Origin of the sequence: Selenomonas sputigena (assembly GCF_026015965.1) — a bacterium.
Taxonomy (GTDB): domain Bacteria; phylum Bacillota; class Negativicutes; order Selenomonadales; family Selenomonadaceae; genus Selenomonas.
The window spans coordinates 1,646,741-1,673,001 of record NZ_CP110383.1 but is presented as its reverse complement, the minus strand read 5'-3'; the positions used below and the strand labels follow the sequence as shown (position 1 = coordinate 1,673,001).

Annotated in this window: 27 protein-coding genes; 22 read left to right on the top strand and 5 right to left on the bottom strand. The window is 55.8% G+C overall.

The window, feature by feature from the left end; translation table 11 throughout:
• Positions 1–8: 8 nt before the first annotated feature.
• From OL236_RS08195 to OL236_RS08110, 18 genes are all read left to right on the top strand, one after another.
• Entirely contained in the window at positions 9–1,562 is a 1,554-nt protein-coding gene (locus tag OL236_RS08195) for a Tat pathway protein (RefSeq protein WP_265070235.1), read from the top strand.
• A 16-nt stretch (positions 1,563–1,578) separates the two neighbouring features.
• Positions 1,579–2,586 (top strand): bifunctional heptose 7-phosphate kinase/heptose 1-phosphate adenyltransferase, encoded by a 1,008-nt coding sequence (locus OL236_RS08190; protein WP_265070234.1) that lies wholly within the window; start codon positions 1,579–1,581, stop codon positions 2,584–2,586.
• An 18-nt stretch (positions 2,587–2,604) separates the two neighbouring features.
• Positions 2,605–3,069: a D-glycero-beta-D-manno-heptose 1-phosphate adenylyltransferase gene (gene rfaE2 / locus OL236_RS08185; protein ID WP_009647201.1), complete on the top strand. Its 465-nt coding sequence runs from the start codon at positions 2,605–2,607 to the stop codon at positions 3,067–3,069.
• 33 nt (positions 3,070–3,102) lie between these two features.
• Positions 3,103–4,125 (top strand): glycosyltransferase family 9 protein, encoded by a 1,023-nt coding sequence (locus OL236_RS08180; RefSeq protein WP_265070233.1) that lies wholly within the window; start codon positions 3,103–3,105, stop codon positions 4,123–4,125.
• Between the two features lie 65 nt (positions 4,126–4,190).
• Positions 4,191–5,306, top strand: coding sequence for a glycosyltransferase family 9 protein (locus OL236_RS08175; RefSeq protein ID WP_265070232.1), 1,116 nt, complete (start codon positions 4,191–4,193; stop codon positions 5,304–5,306).
• Positions 5,307–5,337: 31 nt separating this feature from the next.
• Positions 5,338–6,336, top strand: a complete 999-nt coding sequence (gene rfaE1 / locus OL236_RS08170; protein WP_265070231.1) for a D-glycero-beta-D-manno-heptose-7-phosphate kinase — start codon at positions 5,338–5,340, stop codon at positions 6,334–6,336.
• Between the two features lie 54 nt (positions 6,337–6,390).
• Complete coding sequence (rfaD, locus tag OL236_RS08165; RefSeq protein WP_265070230.1) at positions 6,391–7,362, top strand: ADP-glyceromanno-heptose 6-epimerase; 972 nt, start codon at positions 6,391–6,393, stop codon at positions 7,360–7,362.
• Positions 7,352–7,870, top strand: coding sequence for a D-glycero-alpha-D-manno-heptose-1,7-bisphosphate 7-phosphatase (locus tag OL236_RS08160; protein WP_265070229.1), 519 nt, complete (start codon positions 7,352–7,354; stop codon positions 7,868–7,870). Before rfaD ends, OL236_RS08160 begins: the two co-directional genes overlap by 11 nt.
• A gap of 339 nt (positions 7,871–8,209) precedes the next feature.
• Entirely contained in the window at positions 8,210–9,415 is a 1,206-nt protein-coding gene (locus OL236_RS08155; protein WP_265070228.1) for a glycosyltransferase, read from the top strand.
• A complete protein-coding gene (locus tag OL236_RS08150) occupies positions 9,396–10,583 on the top strand; it encodes a glycosyltransferase (protein ID WP_265070227.1) in 1,188 nt (395 codons plus the stop codon). The genes OL236_RS08155 and OL236_RS08150 overlap by 20 nt, the downstream gene beginning before the upstream one ends.
• Before the next feature lie 58 nt (positions 10,584–10,641).
• Positions 10,642–11,850 (top strand): O-antigen ligase family protein, encoded by a 1,209-nt coding sequence (locus OL236_RS08145; protein ID WP_265070226.1) that lies wholly within the window; start codon positions 10,642–10,644, stop codon positions 11,848–11,850.
• A gap of 75 nt (positions 11,851–11,925) precedes the next feature.
• Entirely contained in the window at positions 11,926–12,795 is an 870-nt protein-coding gene (locus OL236_RS08140; protein ID WP_265070225.1) for a VirK/YbjX family protein, read from the top strand.
• A gap of 35 nt (positions 12,796–12,830) precedes the next feature.
• Complete coding sequence (locus tag OL236_RS08135; RefSeq protein WP_265070224.1) at positions 12,831–13,520, top strand: HI0074 family nucleotidyltransferase substrate-binding subunit; 690 nt, start codon at positions 12,831–12,833, stop codon at positions 13,518–13,520.
• A gap of 208 nt (positions 13,521–13,728) precedes the next feature.
• Positions 13,729–15,204 carry an ATP-binding protein gene (locus tag OL236_RS08130; RefSeq protein WP_265070223.1) on the top strand — a complete coding sequence of 492 codons (1,476 nt, stop codon included), beginning with the start codon at positions 13,729–13,731 and terminating at the stop codon, positions 15,202–15,204.
• A gap of 84 nt (positions 15,205–15,288) precedes the next feature.
• The gene (locus OL236_RS08125; RefSeq protein ID WP_265070222.1) at positions 15,289–15,603 is read left to right on the top strand and encodes a nucleotidyltransferase domain-containing protein; all 315 of its coding nucleotides are present in this window, start codon (positions 15,289–15,291) and stop codon (positions 15,601–15,603) included.
• Positions 15,560–15,949 carry an HI0074 family nucleotidyltransferase substrate-binding subunit gene (locus tag OL236_RS08120; RefSeq protein ID WP_265070221.1) on the top strand — a complete coding sequence of 130 codons (390 nt, stop codon included), beginning with the start codon at positions 15,560–15,562 and terminating at the stop codon, positions 15,947–15,949. The genes OL236_RS08125 and OL236_RS08120 overlap by 44 nt, the downstream gene beginning before the upstream one ends.
• Positions 15,950–16,092: 143 nt before the next feature.
• Positions 16,093–16,599 carry a flavin reductase family protein gene (locus OL236_RS08115; protein WP_265070220.1) on the top strand — a complete coding sequence of 169 codons (507 nt, stop codon included), beginning with the start codon at positions 16,093–16,095 and terminating at the stop codon, positions 16,597–16,599.
• Positions 16,600–16,617: 18 nt separating this feature from the next.
• Positions 16,618–17,346, top strand: coding sequence for a Crp/Fnr family transcriptional regulator (locus tag OL236_RS08110; protein ID WP_265070219.1), 729 nt, complete (start codon positions 16,618–16,620; stop codon positions 17,344–17,346).
• A 68-nt stretch (positions 17,347–17,414) separates the two neighbouring features.
• On the opposite strand, the gene OL236_RS08105 is transcribed toward OL236_RS08110, so the two are convergent.
• From OL236_RS08105 to OL236_RS08085, 5 genes are all read right to left on the bottom strand, one after another.
• Positions 17,415–19,115, bottom strand: coding sequence for a ribonuclease J (locus OL236_RS08105; RefSeq protein ID WP_265070218.1), 1,701 nt, complete (start codon positions 19,113–19,115; stop codon positions 17,415–17,417).
• A gap of 205 nt (positions 19,116–19,320) precedes the next feature.
• Entirely contained in the window at positions 19,321–19,590 is a 270-nt protein-coding gene (locus OL236_RS08100) for a helix-turn-helix domain-containing protein (protein WP_006193394.1), read from the bottom strand.
• A gap of 28 nt (positions 19,591–19,618) precedes the next feature.
• The gene (locus tag OL236_RS08095; protein ID WP_265070217.1) at positions 19,619–19,975 is read right to left on the bottom strand and encodes a type II toxin-antitoxin system RelE/ParE family toxin; all 357 of its coding nucleotides are present in this window, start codon (positions 19,973–19,975) and stop codon (positions 19,619–19,621) included.
• Between the two features lie 154 nt (positions 19,976–20,129).
• Positions 20,130–22,127, bottom strand: a complete 1,998-nt coding sequence (locus tag OL236_RS08090; protein WP_265070216.1) for a molybdopterin-dependent oxidoreductase — start codon at positions 22,125–22,127, stop codon at positions 20,130–20,132.
• 123 nt (positions 22,128–22,250) lie between these two features.
• Positions 22,251–24,026, bottom strand: a complete 1,776-nt coding sequence (locus OL236_RS08085; RefSeq protein WP_265070215.1) for a MutS family DNA mismatch repair protein — start codon at positions 24,024–24,026, stop codon at positions 22,251–22,253.
• 170 nt (positions 24,027–24,196) lie between these two features.
• Here OL236_RS08085 and OL236_RS08080 point away from each other — a divergent pair, with 170 nt between their 5' ends.
• The 4 genes from OL236_RS08080 (at position 24,197) to OL236_RS08065 (ending at position 26,216) form a co-directional block, all read left to right on the top strand.
• Complete coding sequence (locus OL236_RS08080) at positions 24,197–24,472, top strand: type II toxin-antitoxin system RelB/DinJ family antitoxin (RefSeq protein ID WP_009644895.1); 276 nt, start codon at positions 24,197–24,199, stop codon at positions 24,470–24,472.
• Positions 24,465–24,722, top strand: a complete 258-nt coding sequence (locus OL236_RS08075; protein WP_009644941.1) for a Txe/YoeB family addiction module toxin — start codon at positions 24,465–24,467, stop codon at positions 24,720–24,722. Before OL236_RS08080 ends, OL236_RS08075 begins: the two co-directional genes overlap by 8 nt.
• 203 nt (positions 24,723–24,925) lie before the next feature.
• The gene (gene ccmA / locus OL236_RS08070; RefSeq protein WP_320109795.1) at positions 24,926–25,579 is read left to right on the top strand and encodes a heme ABC exporter ATP-binding protein CcmA; all 654 of its coding nucleotides are present in this window, start codon (positions 24,926–24,928) and stop codon (positions 25,577–25,579) included.
• On the top strand, positions 25,536–26,216 hold the full coding sequence (locus OL236_RS08065; protein ID WP_265070213.1) for a heme exporter protein CcmB: 681 nt from the start codon (positions 25,536–25,538) through the stop codon (positions 26,214–26,216). Before ccmA ends, OL236_RS08065 begins: the two co-directional genes overlap by 44 nt.
• Positions 26,217–26,261 lie beyond the last annotated feature (45 nt).

The following is a 26,261-nucleotide window of genomic DNA, read 5'->3' as shown; positions in this document are numbered from 1 at the left end:
GAAATTTCATGAAGATGATGGTTCGGTGCGTTTTCCCTCGAAGAATTGTCCTTTTGACCGTAGCCTTTGCGGCATCCTGTCTGCCTTCGGCGGCGTTTGCGGAGTACCATTCGTCGACAGATACGGCGGCGGATGTCCTCGACTACATCGAAAACGAGCGGCGTGCGGCAAGGGAGAATCGCCTGTCGGAAGCGCAGGAACAGCTCGTCCGAGATACGGCAGCGATGCAGGCGCATCTGCGCCAGCCCATGGAAGACCACCTGAAGCCTCTGCCCACGGCTTTCGAGGGCGACGAACTGTTTTATGACCAGGTGACGGGCGAGTTTTTCGCGCGCGGCAGTGTGAAGGTCACGGAGATCGACAATCGCCGCGTGCTTTCCGATGAGATCAAGGGAAACGCTCTCACGCAGGACGTGGTCGTCGAGAACGAGGCGCACATCCTGCAGGTGACGCCGGACATGGCGCAAGTGGATGTTCGTGGCTGGAAGCTCTCCTACAACTACGGCACGGGCATCGGCAAGATCGAGGATGCTTCGGGAAAGGTTAACCATCAGTACGTCTCAGGCAAGCGCATCGAGGTCTATCCCGACAAGGTCATCATCCACGAGGGACGCGCGACGAAATGCCATGCGAAGACGCCAGACTACAGCGTGAGTGCCGAGCGCATTGAGATTTATCCGAACGACAAGATCATCTTCTACAACAGCGATTTTTGGCTCAAGAAGACGCGCGTCGGTCATCGCGACAAGTATACGGCGGACATCCGACCAGATCATAAGGATATGCCGCCTTTCCCTTCGGTGCGCTACACGAAGTCGGACGGGCTCATTATCGAGCAGGATTTCGCGTTTCCTGTAGCGAATCGTCTAGACTTTATCCCGACGCTCTTGGTATCGACGAAGGAAGGCGTGCATGGCAGGGCGGAACTTCGCTATGGAGGGCGCTATGGGACGCTGAGCCTGCAGTATGGCTATTGGCAGGACAACGATGACAGGTGGATTCGCAGTGAGCCAAGCCTGCATTACGAGTTTGGTTACCATTTCAAGGATGCGCCAATCGGCTGGGGAATCGAAGCAGACTACGGACGCTGGTACAACGACGGGATCAAGAGTACACACACCTATGGAAAGATCAATGTCTACCACGATCCGATTCCGTTGGGTGGCGGCGCGTCGCTTTCCCTGGCGGCGGACTATTCCGTGACGAAGGAATCGTACAATCATTCGAAAGTCTCGGGCCTCAGTTGGTCGGCGACACTCGTGAAGAAGTTCAATGATCGTCTGACGACTTACGGCAGGTACAGCTACGCACAGCTTTATACAGGGAACTCGCTCTTTGATTACAATGTTTCGGACTACAGCCGAGCCCTCTACGCGGGACTCAGCTATCAGCTGACGGAGCGCGATCGCTTCGTCTGCGGCACGGCGTATGACATCGATCGCCATACCGTGGGCGATGTCGACTACTACTGGTATCACGACATGCACTGCGTGCAGCTCATTACGCGCTACCGTGCGAAGCGCAACAGTTGGAGCGTCCGTCTGAACTTCACGCCGTGGTGAGCGAAGGAGTGTGGAAATGGCAGCATCGATAAATGATCCAGCATCGGCAGTGGGCTGCATGAAGGGCGCGCGCGTGCTCGTCCTCGGCGATATGGTGGCTGACATCTACCTCGACGGGCGCATTTCGCGCATTTCGAGGGAGGCGCCTGTGCTCGTCTTGGAGGAGATGGGCGAGCGTGTCGTCGCGGGCGGCGCGGCGAACGTCGCGCACAACGCCGCGACCTTGGGCGGCGCGGTATGCGCTTTCGGCATCTTGGGCGAAGATGCGGGCGGTGCGGGGATCGCCTCGGTGCTCTCTCATGCTGGTGTCGATACGGCGGGACTTCTGGCTACTTCTGAACGACCGACGATTTCTAAGACGCGCGTCATCGCGGGCGGCAGGGCAACGGTCAGCCAGCAGATCGTGCGCATCGACAAGGAGAGCCGTGAGCCGCTTTCCTCTGCGCTGGCAGAGGAGTTGGAAGAGCGGCTCTTGCAGGCGTTGGCGCACGTCGATGCCGTCGTCTTGAGCGACTACGGCTCGGGTACGATTACGCAGGGGATTCGCGAGCGCCTTCTTGCCGCCTGCCGTGAGCGCGGCATCCCGACGATCGTTGATTCGCGCTACAGCGTGCGATCCTTCTCGGGCGTCGACTATGTGAAACAGAACGACGCAGAGCTTGCCGCCGCCTTCGAGCGTCACTTCGATACGAAAGATGCGCTCGAAGAGGCGGCACGCGAGCTTATCGCTGAACTCGGCGCGAAGGGGGCGCTCATCACGCGCGGCGAAAAGGGCATGATGCTCTTTCTTGCGGACGGCGCAAGGCATGAGATTCCCGTGTCGGACAAGAGCGAGGTCTACGACGTCTCGGGCGCGGGCGATACGTGCGTCGCGGCGTTCATCCTCGCGCTTGCGGGCGGCGCCTCGCCGCTCGCGGCGGCACAGCTGTCGAACATCGCCTCAGGTATCGCCGTGCGGAAGTTCGGCACGGCGACGGTCAGTGCAGCGGAACTTACGAGGAAGGTACGGGAGCTTTCCGTCTAAGATCTTGGGGGGATTCACATGCTGATACCGAAGGAAAGGATCGAGGACTTCTGCGCAACGCTGCGCGAAGCGGGGCAGCGCGTCGTCTTCACGAACGGTTGCTTCGACATCCTGCATGCAGGTCATGTGCGTTATTTGGAAGCGGCGCGTGCCTTGGGAGACTGCCTCGTGCTCGGACTCAATACCGACGCTTCCGTGCGCCGCTTGAAAGGGGAGACACGCCCTGTCAACACGGAGCTTGACCGTGCAGTGGTCGTGGGTGCGCTCGCCGCCGTCGACTACGTCGTGCTCTTCGATGAGCCGACGGCGGAAACGCTCATAGAGAAGGTGCGCCCTGCCGTTTACGCCAAGGGCGGCGACTACACGCGCGAGACTTTGCCTGAGGCGAAGATTGTCGAAAAATACGGCGGTGAGGTGCATTTCATCGACCTCGTGCCCGGGCGTTCGACGACAAAGATCATTGAGAAGATTCATCAGAGATAGAAACAGGCTTGCAGGAGAAAGGCGGGAAGCTGCATGAAAAACATCCTCGTCGTCAAGCTCAGCGCCATCGGCGACGTCATCCATGCGCTTCCCGTCTCCTATGCCATCAAGGAGACGTTTCCCGATGCGCATTTGACGTGGGTCGTCGAGCCGACAGCGTATGACATCTTGGCGGGCAATCCCTTCATTGACAACATCATCCTCTTTGAAAAGAAGCGTTTCCGCACCGTGCGCGGCTTCCTCGAAGAATTCCGCCCCTTCCGCCATGAGCTTCGTGCGAGAAAGTACGATGCGGCGCTCGACCTGCAGGGACTCTTCAAGTCGGCGGCGATCGTCGCGCAGTCAGGCGCGAAACTGCGCCTCGGCACGGCGAACATGCGCGAAGGCTCTGCCTATGTGAGCCACCCTATCAAGGGGGCACACGCCTCGGGGCACATCGTCGAGCGCTACCTCGACGTCGCGCGCGCCCTTGGCTGCCGCGTTGATGAGGTGCGTTTTCCCGTTGCCGTCTCCCCTGCGGAAGCCGCTTCGGCGGACGCTCTGCTTGCCGCCGAGGGCGTGCGCGAAGACCATCGCTTCGCCGTTCTCGCCATCGGCGCGAACTGGCCGAACAAGCGCTGGCCCGTCAAGTACTTCGCCGTTCTCGCCGATTGGCTCTACGGCGAGAAGCTCATCCCTGTGCTCGTCGGCGGCGGTCGCCTCGACGAAAGCCTCGTGTGCGACATTGAGGCGCTCACCGAGGTGCCGCCCGTCAACCTCGTCGGACGAACGAGCCTCAAGGAACTTGCGCACATCTTCAAGCGCGCCGACCTCGTCCTCGGCGGCGACACCGGCCCCGTCCACCTCGCCGCAGGACTCGGCACGAAGACGGTCATGCTCATGGGCCCGACCGACGCCAACCGCAACGGCCCTTACGGACAGCAGGAAAACGCCATGGAGATTCCACGCTCCTGCAAGGCGTGCTGGAAGAGGAGATGTCCCAAGGGACTCGACTGCCTCGCGATCCTCTCCGTCGAGGAGGTAAAGGCGAAGGTTCGGGCGGTTCTGGCACGGTGAAAACGGTAATATGACAGGCAAAGAAAAATCTCTTGCCTGCCGCCAGTCATCATAAGGAATCATTTATGCAGCAGAAAAACTACGACAACATCCTCGTCATCAACCTCATGCACATCGGCGATCTCATGCTTGTGACGCCCGTCCTCCGGACGCTTCGCACGAACTTCCCGAAGGCGCGCATCACGCTTCTCGCAGACAAGAAGCTCGCCGATCTCGTCGTCTGCAACAAGCATATCGACGGCTGTCTTTTGCTTGACAAGAAGGGAGCGGATAATCATCCGCTCGCTTTTTTGCGCTTTATCCGCCGCGTTCGCCGCGAGCATTTCGATCTCGTCATCAACCTGCACCGCAACGAACGCGCTTCGGCGCTTGCCGCCTTCTCGGGTGCAGGGCGCATCGTCGGCTATGCAAAGCCCCTCTTTTCCGCCTTTTTCGACAAGGTCATGGAAAACAAGAAGGCGATCAAGCACCAGATCCATTCCCACTTCGACGTGCTGCAAGAAGCCGTCGGCATCGAGCGCATCGACGATGGCGGCTTGGAGATGTGGCTTCCCGAAGGCGCAGAAGAAAGCGCGGCAAAGCTCTGGCAGGACGCCTTTCCTGCGGGAGCGAAGGTCATCGCCTTGAACATCGGCGCGAGTTGGAAGACGAAGCGTTGGATTGACGACTATTTTGCACAAACCGCCGACTATTTTCTGGAGAAAGGTTACGGCATCGCCTTCTTCGGCGGCCCGATGGACGAAGAACTCGTTTGCGCCTGCCGTGCCAAGATGCGCCACGGCGATCATGTGATGCTGCAGACCTTCACGGGGCGCGTCACGCTCGCAGAACTTGCAGCGCTCCTCAAGCGGTGTGCGCTCTTCGTCACGACGGATTCCGGCCCCATGCATGTCGGCGTCGCGATGAACGTGCCCATCGTCACGATGTTCGGCGCAAGCCCCGTGCCGGGGTTTTACCCCTACGATGCCAAGGACATCCTGCTCAAGACGCCCGAAGCCTGCCATCCGTGCGGCAAGCACGAATGTCCGAGAGCGGGGGCAGAACATATGGCGTGCATGAAGAACATCCCCGTCAAGGAAGTGCTGCGCTATGCGGAGGAACTTCTGCATGAGTATGAAAATAAAGTCGGCAATATCCCCGCGCACGATGGACAATATTGCTGCAAGGTTGTAGAATTATAAGAGAAATCATCTCGTTGGAAGGGAGCTTTCTATGGACATCGAAAAAATGCTCACCCTCGTCGAGGAGCGCCTTTCTCGCTGCAGGATTCTCGTCACAGGCGACGTCATGCTCGACAAATACTACTACGGCGAAGTCACGCGCATCTCGCCCGAAGCGCCCGTGCCGATCAATCACATCACGCGCCAGAAGGAGACGCTCGGCGGCGCGGCGAACGTTGCGCACAACCTCGCGCTCCTCGGCTGCGACACGCTTCTCGCGGGCTTTGTCGGCGAGGACTACCATTGCCGTTCCTTGAAAGAAAAGCTCGTGGAAAACGGCATCGACCATGCGGGACTCGTGCCGACGAACCGCCCGACGACGACGAAGATGCGCATCATCGGCGGACATCAGCAGATGATGCGGCTCGACTTTGAGAGCACTGAGCCGCTTGAAAAGATCTACATCGACAAATTCCTCGCCTTCGTGCGCTGCAAGCTCGCTGAGAGCATCGACGCCATCGTCGTTTCCGACTATGCGAAGGGAACGTGCAGCGAGGTCACGACGACGGCGATCATCGAAGCGGCGCACGCGCACGGCGTTCCCGTCATCATCGACCCCAAGGGCGCGAACTGGACGAAGTATCGCGGCGCAGACTACATCACGCCGAACGTCAAGGAAATTAACGAGATCCTCATCGACCCCATCAAGAATACGAATTCCGAGGTGCTCAAGGCCGCCCATTACATCATGCGCAAGTACCGCATCAAGAATGTGCTCGTGACGCGTTCGGAAAGCGGCGTGACGCTCGTGCGCGAGGGTGAAGAGGTGCATATTCCGACGCGAGCGCAGGAAGTCTTCGATGTATCGGGCGCGGGCGATACGGTCATCGCCGTCCTCGCCGCAGGCCTTGCGGGCGGACTCAAGGGCAGGGACGCTGCCTTCCTTGCAAACCTCGCCGCAAGTGTCGTCGTAAGAAAGCTCGGCACCTACGCCGTGAGCCGCGAGGAGTTGAAGGAAGAATTGCGGAAACTGCCGCGCGAAGAAGCATGAGTTTGAAGGGCGCATTTCGCACGCGCCTTACATGAAAAGAGAGAGGGGATCTTCATGATCATCGTCACAGGCGGCGCCGGGTTCATCGGCAGCAATATCGTCAAGGAACTCAATCGCAAGGGCAGAAATGACATCCTCATCGTCGATGACCTCAAGGATGGGGAGAACTACAAGAACTTGCGCGGACTTCATTTCATTGATTACCGACACAAGGATGACTTTTTGGAGAGCATCGAAGATGACGAGTTCGGCGGCAGCGACATCGACGCCGTCTTTCACGAGGGCGCTTGCTCCGATACGATGGAATACGATGTCAACTATATGATGAAGGTCAACTACGAATACTCGAAGACGCTGCTGCACTTTTGCCTGCTGCACCGCGTGCCGTTCCTCTACGCCTCGTCCGCCTCAACGTATGGCGCAGGCCGCCACGGCTTCACCGAGAACGACGCGGCGGAGGATGCGCTGAATCCTTATGCTTACAGCAAGCTCGCCTTCGACCGCTATGTGCGTCAGGTCATGCGCGAGAGCCGCAGTCCGATCGTCGGTCTGCGCTATTTCAACGTATTCGGCCCGCAGGAACAGCACAAGGGCAAGATGGCGTCAATCTTCTACCAACTCTACCGCCAGCTTAAGGAAACGGGCGAAGCGCGTCTTTTCCGCGGCACGGACGGCTTCGACGACGGCGAGCAGCGCCGCGACTTCATCTATGTCAAAGATGTCGTCAAAGTCAACCTCTGGTTCTGGGAAAAGAAAGGGCCGTCCGGCATCTACAACTGCGGCACGGGCAAGGCACATACCTACAACGAAGCCGCCGATGCCGTCATCGCTGCCTTGGGCAAGGGATATATTGGCTACCGCGATTTTCCCGAAGTGCTCAAAGGCAAGTATCAGAGCTTCACTGAAGCCGACCCGAAGCAGCTCCTGAAGGCTGGCTACGACGGAGGCTTCCACGACTTCCGCGCCGCCGTCAAGGAATACGTCGACTTCCTTGAGGACGGAGGCTACTTCCGCTATGAAGAATAAGGGCGTCCCCGCTGTATTCTTTGACCGTGACGGCACGCTGAACGTCGATATTCATTACCTGCATCGTCCTGAGGATTTCATCTGGACGCCCGATGCGCCCAACGCCATCCGCCGCCTCAACGAGTGCGGCATCCTCACCATCGTCGTCACGAATCAATCGGGCGTGGCGCGCGGCTACTACCCGGAAGAGGACGTCCGCCGCCTACATGACTGGATGAATGAAGAACTGAAAAAAGAGGGCGCACACTTGGACGCCCTCTTCTATTGCCCGCACCATATTGACGGCAAGATTCCCGAGTACACAAAAAACTGCAGCTGCCGAAAGCCCGCCACAGGCATGATCGACGCCGCCTGTGCAGAGTATGACATAGACCGAACGCGTGCCGTCCTCATCGGCGACAGTGAAAGCGATATGGAATGTGCGAAAAGAGCAGGTGTGCGGGGCGTGCGGTATGAGGGCGGAAGTTTGTTGGGGGTGGTGGAAGGTGTGCTGGGGATGTTGGAGTAAAAAGAACTTTTGTTTCTGCTCAAGCTCAACCAACTCTAGATATTGATGTTGAGCCAAGAATCCGCTTTTGGCATCATCGAGGAACCGGATGTGCATCTCATAGAACTTAAAGGCGAGGTTATCAAAGACGCTTTTTGCAGTTGGAGAATACGCCGAACGCAATCAAAGAAAAATCTACTTATGGTCAAGGTAGGAGTCAAAATCAAAGTGCTTGTGTAAAAAAAGCTGGCGTGATATGTTGCTTGAACGAATGTCCGTTGGAGCTTTAGAGAATCATCTGGAGCAGTTGGTTGGAAGAATGTTTGTGATGCTGAAAAAAGAAATGAGGCGGATAATCTCATGAAGCTCTTATTGGCAAACCTATCGGATATGGTGGATGATACCGGAGGCTTGGCAAAGGTGCATTGCAGCTTTGCGAACGAGATGAAGCGGCGCGGTCATGATGTGGGTATGGTATTTTGCGATGATAAGATTGGCAAGCCGTTTTTTCCTGTGGATGATGGTGTTGAGTTGTATAATTTACAGCACTACGAAGATACGGACATCCTTTTTCCAAAGTGTTTGAAAGTTAAACGGGAAATTATCCGAGCTTTCAGCACTCAAAGAGCCCGTGCGGTGAATAATGAATTTGTTGAGGAATATTTATTGAAATCAGCAAATAGTATCTTGCATAAGTTTAGCCCCGATATTATCATTTCGTTTCAGCCAGCTGCCAGCAAGTTGTTCCTTTGTGATTTAGAGACAAAGATCCCTGTAATCACGATGAATCATGGTACTACGGAGGATATTTTTCATATCTATCCACAGGCAGAAATACCAGCATTGGGGAAGAGTGCAGCATGTCAAGTCTTGCTGCCGATTTTTGCGGAACCGATAAAAAAACGATTTCCTAAAATGAAGATCGCGGTTGTTGGCAATGTTGTGCCTCAGTATGAAGAAGCAGCAGAGTTGGCACGTGCGAAGGAGCAATATAAGATTCTCTTTATCGGACGATTGGTGAAAAAGATAAAAAGGCCGCATTTGCTGATCGAGGCATTTTCTAAGCTGGCAGATACCTTTCCGCATTGGATCGTGGAAATTTGGGGCGATGGTTCGAACAAGTCGTATCAGTGGATGATGAAAGCATTGATAAGACGCAAGAGATTGTCCGAGCGGATCTTTTTTAAGGGAACGACAGATGATGTTGCTTCGGTTTTGCAGACGGGGGATATATTTGTTTTTCCCAGTGCGTTTGAAGGCTTTAGCTTAGCTTTGACCGAAGCGATGAGCATGGGGCTTCCGGCGATTGGTTATAAAAATGGTGTTTCTGTGAATGAATTGATTCAAGACGGCATCAATGGTCTTCTTGCCGAAGATGGTGCAAACGGATTGGCGCAAAGCATGAAAACACTGATGGAAAATCAAGAGTTGCGAGTGAGATTGGGAAAAGCAGCAAGAGCATCCATGCGAAAGTATAAGGCGTCCGTGATCTGGGCAGAGTGGGAAGAATTGTTGGATGAGTGTGTGAATGGGAAGGGGGGAGATAATGCGCATCGGGATTTTTGAAAACATCATGACGCCGGGTGGACATGAGGTGGACTTTGACCGCATTCTTGTCGAAGAGCTTCAAGCCTTGGGGCATGAGGTATGCTTCTATGTGCCTGAGGGCTTTCGCTTTGCCATGGACTATCATGTGCCTGTGCGGGAACTTCGCGGCGGCGTTGTTTCTTATACGGGAGTGACGGGATTCAGGAAGCTTGTTCGCACGGTGCGGCGCGAGCTGCATCGCCTGCGCTGGTATCGGCAGCTCTACGAGGCGGCGAAGCGCGAAGAAGTCGATGCGCTCATCGTGCCGACTTCGACGTATCGCTATCTCAGAGCTTTGAAACGGAGTGTCCTCAGAAAGTCGCCCGTGCCTGTGCTCTTCATTTTGCATGGCATCAATCCCAAGGAAGCGCCGAAGTTCTTGCGGGAAGCGGATTCGCTCGCAGATTGCTTGAATATCCGACCCACGGTACTTTCTTTTGGCGACAGCATTTTTGGCGAGAAGCGGGCGAATGTGCGGCTGATCTATCCGCCGACATTCGTGCCGCGCGATATAGCATGGCAGCCGGGGATGCCGCCGCCAGCAGATGAATTTTTGCAGATTGCTTCTCATGTGCCTGAAGCGGGAGGAAAGAAGCCGCTTGTATTGGGATTCTTCGGTCAGTATCGGCGGGAAAAGCGGTTGGAGGACTTTTTGGAGGCGTATCTCGGCGGTCATTATACGCGCCCGGTCGAGCTTTTCGTACAGGGGGCGACAATGCATCCCGAAGACGCGGCAGATTTCGAGCGCATCATTGCGAAGTATCGCGGCAAGGGCGGTATTAGATTCTTGCATCGAGGACTGATCGGCGCTGAGTGGCAGCGTGCCATCGCTTCGGTGGATGCACTCCTTCTGCCGTATTCCGCGCCGCGCTATCGCTATCACTGGGGCGGCATGCTCTTTACGGCAATCGGTTTTCAAAAGCCGGTCGTGACGAGCGATGATATGAATCCCGAGGTTTTTGCAGCGTATGACATCGGCAAGCTCTTCCCGAGTGGTAGTCTTATGTTGTTACGTAAAACATTGGAACTTTTTGTTAATGGGTATGATGATGAATCCCTTCACTATATAGCAGAACTGCAGAAAGCAGCTGACGTTTATAGTCCGAGAGAGTTCGTTCATCGAATTATAGCTATTATAAAAGAATGAGGTTCAAACTGCTAAGGATTAATTTTAATTCCCGATAGTGTATACAGGGGGATGGAAAATGAAAAGTTGCATAGGTCTTCCCAGCGTAGACAAATTGGACAAATGGGGATATTATTTGCTCTGTGGTTTCGCTTTGTTTAGTAATTTGACGATTGCTGGAGGAAATATTTTTCTTGTTCCACTTGTTTTAGTATTTTTTTTGCGCATAATCAACAAGCGAGACGATTGGCGTCTAGCGTTGCCAGATAGGAGACTGACGATTGCTTTGCTGCTTTTAATATGTGCTACGGCACTTTCGGCGCTGTGTTCGGTCGATCCTTTGAAGGTAGGCAAAGTCGTTGATTATTATGGGTATCACATGCTGCCGCTTTATGCTGTGCTTTTAATGATCCGAGAGAAAGAGAGACTTTTGCGCATTGCTTTGTGTGTTGCAGCTTCTTTTGCTATTAATGGCGTTGCGATCTTATACGAAGGGATCGTTCAGCAAAATTATCGTGCTGATGGCTTTGCTGAACCTATGACGACTGCCGGATTTTTGTCGATGATTGTTCCTGCATTGATTTTGTTATGTATGGCGGGAAAAGTGACGCAAAAATATCGGCTCTTTTTAGGAGTTTTAACAGTTCTGGGGATTGTCTCCTTACTGTTGAATGGGACGCGCGGTGCATGGATTGCTGTTGCAGTTTCCTGCACTGTGGTAGGTTTTATGGCAGTACAGAGAAAAAAGAGATTTCTCCTTGGGATGTTGGTCGCCGTATTTGTTTTCGGCGGTATCTTTTCTTTTTCTCCGATCCTGTCTGGTCGTCTTGCAACGATCGGGGATATGCAGTGTCAGAGCAATTCGGAAAGGCTTCTTCTATGGAAAAGTGCCTTTCATATGTTTGAGGATCATCCTATTGTGGGGGTTGGGCTTTCACGTTTTCGTGAGGAATATCAAGGTGGCTATATTTTGCCTGAAGCAAAGGAACCGTATCTCGATCATGCACATAATAATATTATGCATATGCTCGCTGAGTGCGGTATTATAGGAGTATTAGCCTTGTTGGTTTTTTGGTTGACGTGGTTCTCCTATGGCGTTGCTTCGTGGAGAAAAATGCGAAGTGTTGCAGCCCTAGTATTTTTAGCAGTTTTTTTAGGTAGTTTTTTGCAAGGATTAACCGAGTATAATCTGGGAAGATCGTTTGTGATGAAAGTATATTGGTTACTCCTTGCGTTATGTCTACAATGGTTACGGTTGGAAAAATTATCCTTGCATAAGGGCATCTGATAACAGTTGCTGTTCGCATCATGAGGAGAACAAGCTGTGCAAAATTTTTGGAGATTAGGAAAGAAAATATACAATATGTCAAACCCACGCGAAGCGCGTCGCTGCGTGGTGTTTTGTGCGCGTGCGATGGCGAATCGCTCGCGGATGCGGCAGATTGATGATTTTTTCCATCGGGATGCAGTCTTGCAGCAGGTGGCGGATGTGTGTCCGTTCGTTTATGAGCAGCCGACGCGGGCATTTTTTTATCATAAGTCTACGTTCAAGGAACGCGCCGCGCTTGTTGAGGCGCATATCGGATTTTTATGCGATGTGTTGGACGAGCATGTTTTGCTTGCCTTGTATCGGCATGAGCAGATGCTTCTTTGGCGTGGCGAGTCGTGTATGGAAAAAGAGTTTGCGGCGTTTCTCATGTTTTCTCCAGGACAGCGCAAGGAGGGACTTCTTTCCGTCATGCTGCGCTTGGGAGAAAGTGCGCTCTATCAGATCATCTTCTGGCTGAATAAAGCGCCGAATGGCGAGATGGCGATGTGGATCGGCGCGATGCAGGGGCCGAATATGGAGAATGCCAAGGATGTCGTCAAGCAGGTGACGAAGGCGTGTCATGCCTACCGCACGAAGAATCTCATTCTCTATATGGCGCAGGCTGTCGCAAGATCTTTGGGGCTTAAGCACATCTATGCCGTATCGAATGAGGGCTATTACGCAAACAATCATATCCGTCGTGATCGCAAACTCAAGACGGATTTCGGAGCTTTCTGGGAGGAAGCGGGCGGCCATGTGCTGGCGGATGCACGCTTCTATGAACTTCCGCTCGTCGAGATGCGAAAGACGATGGAGGAAGTGCCGACGAGGAAGCGCGCCGTCTATCGCAGGCGGTTTGCCTTTTTAGATGATGTGGACGCGCAGATTGCGGAGAATATGGGGAAGATGTTGCGGTCGAGGTGAGAGGCGTGTATGGTCTGCCATCAGAGCATTGGAAAGTGATTTATCGCATCTTCTACGCGCAAAAGACGCGGCTTCGCTGGGTGAAGCTCTTCGGTTCGCGAGCGCGGGGGGAGGCGCGGACGACTTCTGACGTTGATCTTGCCTTTGCGGGAGCGCCGGAAGTGTGCGGGTTTTTGTGTGATGCTTTCGAGCAGAGTGGCCTGCCGTATACGTTCGACCTTGTCGATTATGAGCGCCAAGCGAATGAGAGATTGCGGCAGGCGATTGATGCTGAAGGGAGATTGCTGCTGGAAATAGGAGAGGATGGTGACCAGCTTATGACAAAAGCACAGATTTGCTTGAAGTGGGAGGACTATCATAGAGCGTTGCAGCGCTTGCAGGCAGCGCTCCGAAAAGAGCCGGACGTGGATGATTTGTACCTCGACGCGACGATTCAACGCTTCGAGTTTTGCTTTGAGCTGGCATGGAAGCTGATGAAAGCGGTGCTTTCCTACGAGGGAATCGAGGTCAGCAGTCCGCGGGCCAGCATACGCGAGGGTTGGAAGCAGGGGCTGGTGCAAGAGGCGGAAGCGTGGCTCGATATGCTCGAAAAGAGGAATTTGTCTGCACATACATACAACGAGCAAACGGCGCAGGTGATTTATGCGGCTGTGAAAGGGAAGTATTTTGCAATGTTGGCAGCGCTCGATGAAGAAGTTGCGGCGCGATGGGAAGAATTGATTTGATACTTGCTTGTTACCTTATTGAGTGAGTTTGTTATCTTTTGCAAAATGATTTATAAAATGTGATAGAATATAGAGTATAATATAATAGAAAGAGCGGATTTGTTACAATATTTTACGGATATTTATAAAATATAATAGAATTTATATAAGTGCTCTTGTAAAAACAGGGTTCTTCTGTTATCATTTTCGTAAATGGAGGGTTTGTGAGATGATTGTTGAAGAACTGGTGACGCTGACGCGCTGGGTCTTGCAGAAGAAGACGGAAACGCAGGGGTTGGAGGTCAAGAGTGCGCACGAAGGGTGCCCGCGCAATCTGTATGATACCTTATCCAGCTTTTCCAATCAGGATGGCGGCGGCATCTTGCTCTTCGGGGTGGATGAGTCGCGGGGATTCTCGCTGGTCGGTGTGTACGATCTGCATGATTTGGAGAAAAAGGTAGGGGAACAATGCTTGCAGATGGAGCCTCCTGTGCGTGCTGTTTTCACGGTGGCAGAGGTGGACGGCTTTGATGTCTGTGCCGCTGAGATTCCTGGCTTGGACTTGTCGGAGCGGCCTTGCTATTATAAAGGCAGGGGGCGGGTGAAAGGCTCTTATGTGCGGGTCGGGGATGCCGATTTCTGTATGTCGGAATATGAGCTTTACAGTTTCGAGGCATTCCGCAAGCATTTGCACGATGATGAGCGGGCAGTAGAGAATGCCGGACGCGAGGATCTGCATATGGAAGCCGTTGAGGCGTATTGGCAGGAGAGGCGCAGGGAGAGGCCGGGATTTGCACAGGTTCCTCAAGAGCGTGCTTATGAGTTGCTGCATGTGCTGCGGGATGGCAAGCCGACATTGGCGGCCTTGATGAATTTCGGCATATATCCACAAGGGTTTTTCGCACAATACGGCATTACGGCAGTCGTCGTTTCAGGTACAGAAATCGGTGAGACGGATGAAAATCATGCGCGCTTTTTGGATAATAAGCGCATGGAGGGGACGCTTTCTGAGATGCTGTCCGAGGCGTTGACTTTTTGTCGCCGCAATATGAGGATGCAGGTGAGCATCGATAGGAAGACCGGTGCTCGCTACGATCGGACGGAATATCCTGTCACCGCGATTCGTGAAGCTGTACTCAATGCGCTGATTCATCGCGATTATAGCAGATATACGGAAGGGTCGCCGATCCAGCTTTATATGTTTGCTGATCGGCTGGAGATTCATAGCCCGGGGAGTCTTTACGGGCGGATGACGATCGAACAGTTGGGGAAGACGCAGTTGGATTTGCGCAATCCGGCGCTGGCTGTTATGGCGGAGACGCTTACCGAGGCGGAGATCCGCAATTCGGGGATTCCGACGATGTATCGGGAGATGCGGACTTTCGGATTGCCAGATCCGCAATTTGAAAACAGGCGCAATGCTTTCATCGTTACGTTTTTCAATGCGCGGCGGTCGGAAGGAGCGAAGGGCGAAGCAGTCGACCCCTCTGAGCGGGATTTGCTGGCTTTTTGCGAGACTCCGCGGACGCGGGCGGAGATCGCGGCGTTCTTGGGGATCGCCACCGTGGGGTATGTGCAGCGACGATACATAGCCCCCTTGCTTCTTTCAGGCGCCTTGCGCATGACCTTGCCGGAAACGCCGAGAAGCAGGAAGCAGCGATATTACCATGAAATCCCGAGAGGTCAAGACGAAGGCGCGGACTGAGCGGTGAGCTTTCTGTAAGGGTGTAAGGATATATGCCTTGAAAGTTTATACATGCAGGGCTGATGGTGCGCGGGAGGAGTTCTGATGAATCTGCCGAATCACATCCAAGAGGGTATCGTGCGCTTGGCGCTTCGATACGGTTTATCGCGCGTTGTGCTCTTCGGCTCGCGGGCGCGCGGGGACAACTGGGAACGCAGCGATGTCGATCTCGCGGTTGCAGGCGGCGACGTTGTGCGCTTCTCGCTCGATGTGGACGAAGAGCTGCCGACGCTTTTGATGTTCGATGTCGTCAACTTGGATGGTTCTGTGCAGCCGGAGCTTTTGGAAGAGATTCAGAGGGATGGTGTTTTGCTTTATGAAAAAGGCAGAGAATTTCTTCAAGGCGCTACAGAATCTTAAGGAGATCGAGGGGAAGAATCCTCCCTATGATACGATTGCGACGGCGGGCATGGCGTCGCTTTTCGAGATATGCTTTGAGCAGGCATGGAAGGCGATGAAGGAGCAGTTGGAGGCGAGCGCCTATGGCGAGCATAAGAGCGGCTCGCCGAAGAGCGTCATCAAGCTGGCGTATCAGGCGCGGATGGTCCAGGATGAAGAACTTTGGCTTGCGGCCTTACAGGCGCGTAACAATGTGGCGCAATCTTACAGTGAACCGATCGCGCTTTCCATCATTCGTGACAGCCAGGAGAAGTTCATCACAATGTTCGAGCAGCTGGCGGAGGAGCTGCGGGAGAGATGGCTGTGATGGAAACTTGACGTTTATAGAAATAGGCATTTTTATAAACATCAAGCTTTCATCTTTATAAAAACGCCCATTTTAGCAAAGGTCAGGTGTAGGGGGAAATGGCATACAAGAGCCTGACCGAACCAATGGAGGAGGAACACAATATGGCATTCAAGGAGATTCAGCCGCAGGATTTGCAGGATAATGTATTTACGCTGATCGGTAAGGATTGGCTCGTCGTCTGCGGCGAGAAGGATGGCAAGGCGAACGCGATGACGGCTTCTTGGGGCGGCATGGGCGTGCTCTGGGGCAAGCCTGTCGTCTTCATCTTCATCCGTCCGCAGCGCTATACGAAGGAATTCGTCGATGGGGCGAAAGGCTTCACGCTTTCCGTGCTCGACGAGTCGAAGCGCAAGGTTTTGAACTACCTCGGCACGGTGTCGGGGCGCGATGAAGCGAAGATCGAGCAGGCGGGACTTACGCCGCTTTCGGAAGGGGGATTCACCTACTTTTCGGAGTCGCGTCTGGCGCTTTTTTGCCGCAAGCTCTATGCGCAGGAGATGAAGCCCGAGTGCTTCATTGAGCGCGAATGTGATGTGAAGTGGTATCCGGAGAAGGATTACCACACGATGTATGTGGCGGAGATCGAGAAGGTTCTCGTCCGCGTCTAAGAGTTCTGGGAGGCAGACATGCGGCAGGAAATCAAGGAGCAGCTCAAGGGGACGAGCCTTGCGCGCGGCATGACGGATGATGATGTCGAGGCGCTTCTCGCGTCGAGCCAAGTGCGCCTCGTACACTACAAGAAGGGCGAGATCATCTTTCACGAGGGTGATGTGCCCGAGCGCCTTTTTCTGCTCGTCTCAGGTGCTGTGCGTATACTGAAGGACACGTATTCGGGGCGGCAGATCTTTCTAGGGGAGATACGAAAACCGGGCGTGATGTTCGGCGAGGTATATCTCTTCATCGAGCGTCATGCCTACGATATGTTCACACAGGCGCTCGCAGCGACAGAGCTTTTGGAGATTTCGAGCCACATGTTGACACAGGGCGCTGCGGAGGACGATTTCGGCGAGGCAGACGATCCGGAAAGAGCGCAGCGCGTGCGCCTGCAAGGACTCCTGCAGCGCAATCTTCTGCGCGATTTCGCACGCAAGGCGTACCAGATGAACAATATGCTTAAGGTGCTCGCGAGCGGCTCTTTGCGCGGCAAAATCGCACGCTATCTGATGTTGCAGCCGCAGAAGGCGGACGGTAAGATCTGCTTATCGGAGAGCCGCGAGTCCACGGCGATCTATCTCGCCGTGTCGCGCCCCGCTCTTTCGCGCGAGCTGAGCGCCATGCAGAAGGAGGGCATCCTCGCAGTGGAGTCGCGCACGATTCATATCTTGGATCGAGAGAAGTTGGAGGAGTATCTGTAAGAGATAGAAAAGGCGTACAGACCGTGGGTTTTGGTCTGTACGCCTTTTTTGTCTTGTGTGTACGATGGTTACGCTTCCATGATGATCGGCAGGATCATGGGGCGACGGCGCGTGGCGTCGAAGATGAAGCGTCCGAGAACGTCGCGGATGGTCGTCTTGATGGAGGACCATTCGGTTATGTGCTCATCCTCGCACTTCTTGAGGGCGCTGAACACGCGCTTTCTGGCGGTATCCATGAGTTCTTCGGATTCGCGCACGTAGACGAAGCCGCGCGACACGAAGTCAGGGCCGGAGACTATGCGTCCGGAAGAGCGGTTGATTGTCACGACGACGATGATGACGCCTTCGCGCGAGAGCTGTTGGCGGTCGCGCAGGACGATGTTGCCGACGTCGCCGACGCCGAGGCCGTCGATGAGCACGATGCCTGCTTGCACCTTGCCGTTGAGTTTCGCCGAGTTGCGCGTGAATTCAAGAATGCCACCGTTTTCGTTGAGAAAGATGTTCTCCTTGGGCATGCCGAGGCTCTCTGCAAGCTTGGCATGGCGCACAAGCATGCGGTACTCGCCGTGTACGGGCATGAAGTAGCGCGGGCGGATCAAATTGTGCATGAGCTTCAAGGCGTCCTGGCCGGCATGACCGGAGACATGGATGCCCTCGCTCCTGCCGTAGACGACGTCAGCGCCGAGCTTCAGGAGAAGATCGATGGTCTTGCCGACGTAACGTTCGTTGCCGGGGATCGGCGTCGCCGAGATGATGATGGTGTCCATCGGCGTGATGTTGACCTTGCGATGTGAGCTCATCGCCATGCGCGTCAGGGCGGACATCGGCTCGCCTTGGCTGCCCGTCGTCGCGATGACGATCTGGTTGTCGTTGTAGCGGCCGATCTCGTCGATGTCGACGATCGTTCCCTCGGGCGCGGTCAGATAGCCAAGTTCCATAGCGATGTTCGTGACGTTGACCATGCTGCGGCCGAGGATCGCTACCTTGCGGCGGTAGCGCACGGCGGAGTCGATGATCTGCTGGATGCGCGAGACGTTCGAGGAGAAGGTCGCGACGATGATGCGCCCGCGTGCGCGCCGAAATACGCGGTCGAAGGCGACGCCGACGGTCGCTTCGCTCGGTACAGGCTCTGTGCGCTCGGCGTTCGTGCTGTCGGCAAGCATGAGCAGCACGCTCTTGTTGCCGATTTCTGAGAGCGTCTTGAAGTCCGTGAGTTTTCCGTCGACGGGCGTGTAGTCCATCTTGAAGTCGCCCGTGTGGAAGATCGTGCCGAGCGGCGTGCGGATCGCGAGCGCCACGGCATCGGGGATGCTGTGGTTCACGCGCACGAACTTGATGGCGAAGCAGCCGAGTCGCAGCTGATCGCCCGCCATGATGGGATGGAGGTTCTGCGTCGAAACGCCGCGCTCCTCCAAGCGTCCCTTGAGGATGCCGAGCGTCAGCGGCGTGCCGTAGACGGGCACGTCGATCTGCGTGAGGACGTACGGCAGAGCGCCGATGTGATCCTCGTGGCCGTGCGTCAGCACGATGCCTTTGATACAGTCGCGGTTTTCCAACAGATACGTGATGTCCGGGATGACGAGGTCGATGCCGAGCATGTCCTCCGTCGGGAACATCAGTCCCGCGTCGATGACGAGGATATCATTGCCGAAGCGCAATACCGTCATGTTCTTGCCGATTTCCCCGAGTCCGCCCAAGGGGATGACCTGTAATTTTTTTGCGTTGGCCGAATGATTGGCAGAATGTGTGTTTGAAGAATTTGAAGCCAAAAAATATACACCTCCGAAAATTTTGTTTTAGGAAGCGCTGAATATATCAGATCTTCCTTTCGTGTCCTGTGTGATAGCTGAACATACGTCCAGCAAGTTTTAGCCGATCAATACACATCTCATAGTATTATATAACACATGAACTCTTTTTGCAAAAGAAAACGACAAAAAGCCGCCCGTGAAGGCGGCGAACGGACAGGCCTCTTTATGGATTTTCTACTAAGGCGAGGCGAAGTCCCACGCAGTTGGAAATTTTGGCAAAAGTATCGAGCCTCGGCATGGCACCGCATCTTTCAAAACGAGCAATGGAAGATTGTGCAATGCCTGATCTTTGTGCCAAATCTCTCTGCGTCCATCCCTTTTTCTCGCGAGTTTCGATGATTTGCGCAACCAGACTTGCGGCAAGAGACAGTTCACTTTTTTCAGTTTCCGTCAAGGATTGAATTTCCTTTTTTTTGCTTTGCCAACTACGCATGATAAGGACTCCTTTTAGCTGTAGATTTTTAGCGTGATGAAAAATCTTTTTCCCATTGTTGTTTTTTTCGTAATGCTGTACGGATTTCCTGCACAGGCGTCTTCTGTGACTTTTTTGAGAAGGTGTGCAGCAAGACGATCGTGCCGTTCTGCCAGACGAAAAAAATGATTCGATCATCGCCTGGACGCAGTTCCCAAAGATCGTCCCGCAAATAACGGCAGATTTTCTTTGGTGCGCGGGTTCCGAGCTGTTCCAATAATTCCAGCTGATAATAAAGGCGTTTCAGTTGCTGCTTTACCTCTTTGTTTGTCATGGCGTGTTCGTCCAATGAGGCGATATAGTCATCGACCTCTTCTGTCATAAGGATTTCATAAAGTGGATTCATTCGCATGACTCCTTCGGATTGGATAATAAAATGATAACATAAAAGTAATCAAAAAACAAGCACAACTGTCGTGTGGCAATAAAAAGCCGCCCGTGAGGGCGGCGGGGATGTCATCGCAGTTCGTGAAGTTTCTGCAGGGCAGGGAGTCGTGGACTTACGACTCCCGCTCGATGCGGACGTTTACGTCGTAGAAGGTGCTGCCGCCGCCCTTGTCGGTCAGGCGCTGGCTGGTCAGCATGTTGAGGCCGCGCCTTCCCTTGCAGTAGGCACGCCACCAGACGCCTTCGCTGACGAGCGTGCCGGGGCGGACGCGGCGGCTCAGGGCGAGCGTGAAGCCGGCCGCGCCGCGCTCGTTGCTGCATACGACGGGATCGCCGTCCGCAAGCCCGAGCTTTTCTGCATCGTCGGGGTGCATCAGCAGTTCCATGACTTTGCCGCGCGAGAGTTCTTCGCGCTCGTTGAAAGAGGAGTCGAGGATGCGTGGATCGGGAGCGCTGATGAATTGGAACGGTTCGTCGTCGCCGTGGGCGGGGAAGTAGTCGGGCAGGGGCGGCTCTTCCTTCGGGTTCAGCAGTTCGATCTTGCCCGAGGGCGTTTTGAAGTCGAGCTTGTAATTCTCGGGCAGAGGAAGGTCGACGGGCAGTCCTGTGGCGAGTGCTGCCTTGTCTACGGGAAGCGGCCAGGCGTCGGTCGAGGCGATCAGCTCGTCGATGAGTTCATCCTCGCTTTTTTTGAAGAACGGGTCGTCAAGCCCTAAGGCATCGGCCAGCAGGCAGGCGACTGCCCAGTTCGGCTTCGACTCGCCGACGGGCGGAATAACGGCTTCGCCACGCTGGATCGTGTAGTGTCCATAGGCTGCATAGATGTCGCTGTGCTCGAGCGAGGTCGTCGCCGGCAGCACGATGTCGGCATAGAGCGCCGTGTCGGTCAGGAAGCGTTCGTGCACGATGGTGAAGAGGTCATCGCGCAGAAGCCCTTCGGTCACTTTCTTCTGGTCGGGCGCGGTGCAGGCAGGATTCGAGGAGTAGACGAAGAGGCTCTTGATGGGCGGCTTCGAGGCGGAGGTCAAGGCGTTGCCGATTTCACACATGTTGACGAGGCGCACGTTTTTCCGCAGGTTGGGGCGCTGCACGATGTCCTTGCTGAAGGCGCGGCTGCCCGGCACGGAGGAGAGGAGGCCGCCGCCCGGCTTCTTCCATGCGCCGACGGCGGCGGGCAGAGCGAGCAGGAGGCGCGTCGTCATCGCACCGTTCGTATAGCGCGAGAAGCCGCTGCCAAGACGGATGAAAGGCGCGCGCGCCTTGCCGTAGGCGAGGGCGAGTTCTCGTATGGCCTCGGGAGAAAGTCCCGTGACGGCAGCGGCGCTTTCCGGCGTATGATGCGGCAGGACATCTTTTTTCAGTTCTTGCCAGCCTTGGACATGCGCGGCGAGGAAAGCCTCGTCTGTGAGGCTCTCTTTTTCCAGCACGTGGAGCAGTGCGAGCGCGAGTGCGCCGTCCGTGCCGGGGCGCACGAAGAAGGCGCGGTCGGCCTGGCGCGCCGTTGCCGTCTCGTATGTATCGACGCACCAGATTTTGGCGCCGCGCTTTTTTGCCACCTGCACATCGTGCGCGAAGTGGATGTCCGTCGCGAGCATGGAGAGACTCCAGAGGATGATGAGATCGCTTTGCTGTGCTTCCTGCGGGCGGATGGCGAGGGTCGCTCCCATGACGGAGTTCCAGCCATGACGCTTTGCGGGGGAGCAGATCGTGCGGTCAAGCTCTGCCGCTCCGAGTGCGCGGAAGAGCGCGTGATAGGCGTCGTGCTGCAAGAGTCCCATCGTTCCTGCGTAGGAGTAGGGCTGTATGGCCTCCGCGCCGTACTGCGCGATGATTTCCTGCCAGCGTGCGGCGATTTCCTGCACCGCTTCGGGCCAGGAAATCGGACGGAACTCGCCTGCGCCCTTCTTTCCCGTGCGCTTGAGCGGTGTGAGGAGACGGCGCGGCGAATGGACGGTGCGCTCGTAATGCGCCATTTTCGGACAGAGCGTGCCGCGCGTGAAGCTGTGTGCGGGATCGCCTTTGACCTTTCGTGCCAGCCCGTCCTCGACCTCGACGAGAAGGCCGCAGCAGTCGGGACAGTCGTAGGGACAGACCGAGCGCAGGATTTCCATGATGATTCCTCCCAACAAGCAGAGTGAAGATAAGGCCGTGCACGAGTGTCCGCAAAGCGGGGAGCGTGCGTGCAGGCTATAAGCATAGCAGACGAAGGCGCGGTTGGCAAGGCTTTTCCCGCATCACTCCATGATGCCCGCCATCTTCAGCAGATACTGAGCGTTGCGCGTCGTGCAGCGTCCTTCTTTGATCTTGTAGTCGAAGAGGAGTTTGTCATCCTCGTAGCTTTCTTCAAAGTGCCAGTTCGTTACGGGGGCGGCGTCGCTCTCGATCTCGCAAAGCTCGAAGTCGTGCGTGGAGACGAGAGTGATGAAGTCCGCGCCTGTGAGGCGCGAAATGGCTTCCCTTGCGCCGATGAGGCGGTCGGCGCTGTTCGTGCCCTTGAAGATTTCGTCGATGACGATGAGCATGGGCAGGCTCTTTTCCTTGAACGCCATCATGCTCTTGATGCGCAGGATTTCGGCATAGAAGGTGGAGAGGCCGTGCGCCGCGTCGTCCGTCACGCGGATCGAGGTGAAGATGTGAAGCGGCGAGAGGCGAAAGCGTTCGCCCGGCACGGGGGCGCCCGCGTAGGCGAGGACGCAGGCGCTTGCGACGGTTCTGAGGTACGTCGTCTTGCCCGACATGTTCGATCCCGTGATGATGCGCGTGCTTGCCGTCGCGTCGATGTCGTTCGGCACAGCCTTTTCCTCGGGAATCAGGAGATGGGTCAAGTTCTTGGCTTCGAGGCGCGGCGAAGCGTCTTCGAGGAGTTCGGGGAACGTGTACACTTCGCGCACGAGTCCCACGGTCGAGAGGGAGAGGAGCACTTCGGTCTCCGCCCAGACGGCGAGCCAGTCGCCGAGGTGCGCGGCGGCCTTTTCCTGCCAGTGTGCGATGCGGTGCGCGAAGTGCAGGTCGCTGAGGAAGAAGGCGTTGGCGAGCAGCAGGAAGATGAGGTTGTGACGCGTGTGCGCATGATCGGCGAGGGCGGCGAGGCGGCGCAGGGAGCGCGCGGCGCCGCCCGCCTTGAGCTGCGCCTGCAGTGCGATAAGGTGCGGGCTTTGGAATGTCGCATCTTCGAGGCGCGAAAAGAGACGCTCGTAGAGGCGCAATTCGCGGTGCATGGCGGCGAGCGGCTTCTGCGCGGCTGCCGTGCGCCTGCCGAGCGCGAAGGCGATGAGGAACTGCAGCAGCACGAGCATGGCGGGCATCGTCCAGCCGATGAGGGAAAGCGATGCGCCGACGACGGCGAGCGCGAGGGCGGCGGGAAGAACCCACGCGATGAAGGCCGTGCCCGCGTAGGGCTTCTCTGTATTTCTTTGCAGCGCTGCGAGGAGCGGCTTCGTATCGTGCCCGTCGGGCAGAAGGGCGGCTGCTGCCGTGAGGTCGAGGACGAGCCTGGGGCGGGCGATCAGTTCCTCGACGGCTTTCTGCCTCTTCCTCGCAAGCGTGAGATCGGCAGGGAAGGGGGAGAGCGCGTCGGCGAGGCGGTCGCGCCCCGCCTTCGTGCGTGCGGCGCAAAGGTACTGGTAGATGGAATCAGCGCCGAAGAGGCTCAGATCCTGCGCCTGCGGCAATTCGTCCCTCAGATATTCCGCGCCCGTCACAGGAAAGTTGTGCCACTCTCCCGAAAATCGTGCGAGGAAGTTTGAAAGCGCGGCGATGTGGCTCTCCAAGAGCAGGCGCTGCTCGAAGAGCCTGCCGTGACGGCGCAGGAGCGCGGTGAAGCAGCAGGCGAGCGCGACGGCGACGAGATATATCTCAAGTGCGCCCGTGTCCCAGGCGGCGGCGAGCGCGAGAAGGCACAGGAAGAACGTCGTGAGGCGCAGCCAGGAAAGCAGCTGTCCGCGCCGATCCAGCCGCCGCTTCTCGGCGAGATCCGTCTCTCGCGCCGCTTGGAAGAAATTTTTGTTCATAAAGCATCGTCCTCGTCTTTAACCGATATGTAATCCGTCTTTCCCTATATTATAAGCGTGAAACGCATCTGCGTCCAGTTCTCAGCCGCAGAATTCGCGAGGAATTTCGTTTGAGGATTCATTGGCAATGGTATATAATGAAAGAAATAAAGCTTATGGAGGTGCGTCGAATGGCACAGGATATTGTTGTATCCATGGACGATGATTTGAAATCGAATTTTGAAGAAGTGTGTGCGGATATCGGACTTTCTGCGCCTTCCGCTATCTTGATCTTTGCGCGGCGCGTCGCGCGGGAGCGCAGGATTCCGTTTGAACTGAGAGCCGCTCCTCTGACGGATTCGCTCTATTCGGAGAAGAGCCTGGCACGTTTGCGTCGCGGCATTGCGCAGCTTGATGCTGGAAAAGGCGTGCAGCACGATTTGATCGAGGTTGCAGACGATGAATAAGGTCTGGTCGGACGATGCGTGGGAAGAGTACATTGCTTGGCAGATGCAGGACAAGAAAACCTTGAAACGGATCAACCTGCTGCTTAAGGATGTCGAACGTCACCCGTTCGAGGGACTCGGCAAGCCTGAGCCGCTCAGAGGAGAGTTGAGCGGCTTTTGGAGTCGGAGAATTGACGAGAAGAACCGTCTGCTTTATCGGGTGTCGCGAGATTCGTTGGAGATTTTGTCCTGTAAAGGTCACTACGATTGACAATACCGCATTCTTGAAATAATTTGCATAAGCTTCGGCGATGCATTTGTTTCAAGAGTGCGGTTTTTTGATACAAAATCATAAAGAATCATAAAAAATTGCTAGCGTATGGAAAAAATTATGATATAATATATTCATATCATAAGATAAATTAAATCGATAACATTTCTTATTGTGACGAAGTGCGAAGGAGAGTGCTGCCGTTGGAAAAATCCTTGACGCTTTCCTTCGAGGATGCGGGCATATCCTTCGCGGGTCGTAGCGTACTTCGGGGACTTTCCTTTGAGCTTGCGGGCGGCATCGTCGCCAGCGTGCGCGGGGCGAACGGCAGCGGCAAGTCCACGCTCCTGCGCCTGGCGGCGGGGCTTCTGCGTCCGACAAAAGGGCGTGTCGCGCTGCGGACGGCGGCGGGAGAGGCCGAGGGAGCGATGTGGCAGGCGAATCTCGCCTATCTCTCGCCCGAGCTTTCGCTCTACCCGCTGCTGACGGCGGCGGAGAACCTCGACTTCTTCCTTGGACTGCGCGGCATTGCGCTTTCCGATGCGGCGCGGCGGACGCTCCTCGCGCGCGTGGGACTCAAGGGGGCAGAGGCCTGGCGGATGCAGACGGCAAGCTTCTCGACGGGCATGCGCCAGCGTCTGAAGCTCGCCGTGCTGCTCGGCGCGGATGCGCCCTTCTGGCTGCTCGACGAGCCTGGCGCGAACCTCGATGAGGAAGGGCGCACGCTCCTCGCCTCGCTCGCACGCGAAGCGGCGGCAGAAGGCCGGCTCGTGCTCTGGGCGACGAACGAGCAAAAAGAGGAGGTGGCTGCCGATGCAAGGATCTGCATTGCAGGGGGCGCGGCTCATCTTTCGTAGGGAGGTCGCCTGTGCCATGCGCAGCCGCTCCTCCTGGGCGGCGATGTTCATGTTTTCGTTGACGGCGATCGCGGCGCTTTCCTTTGCGCTTCGTTGTGCGCCGCCTGAGCCGCAGGTAGCGGCGGGACTCTTGTGGGTCGTGCTGTTTTTCTCGGCGGAGGCGGGCGTCGGCCGGGCGTTCTACGAGGAGGCGGCGAGCGGCACGCTGCTCGCCCTGCGCATCTATGCCGGAGCGCAGGCGGTGTTCGTCGGCAAATTCTGCTACACGCTCTTCATGCTCACGGCGCTCGCCGTCTTTGACCTAGCGCTCTTTCAAGTCTTTCTCGGCTTTTCGCTGGCGGACTTCTTCGCCGCCCTGGTCTTTCTCCTCGTCGTATTCTTGGGCATCTGGGGTTTGGCGGCGGCGGGCGTCATCGTCTCGGCGCTGACGGTCGGGGCGGGCGCGAAGAGCGGACTGTTTTCCGTGCTGCTGCTGCCCGTCGTTTTGCCCGTGTTCCTGCCCGCGCTCAATCTCACGGGAGAGCTTTTCAGCTCCCTCCTGCCGTCCTCTTCCCTGCTCGGTGCGATGGCGCTCTACGACATGATCCTGACGCTCGGCGCCTCGTGGCTCTTCGACTTCGTATGGCAGGAAATCTGAAACGGCGGCGAAAAAGAATGCTCGCCGATTCTTTCAAGAACAAGG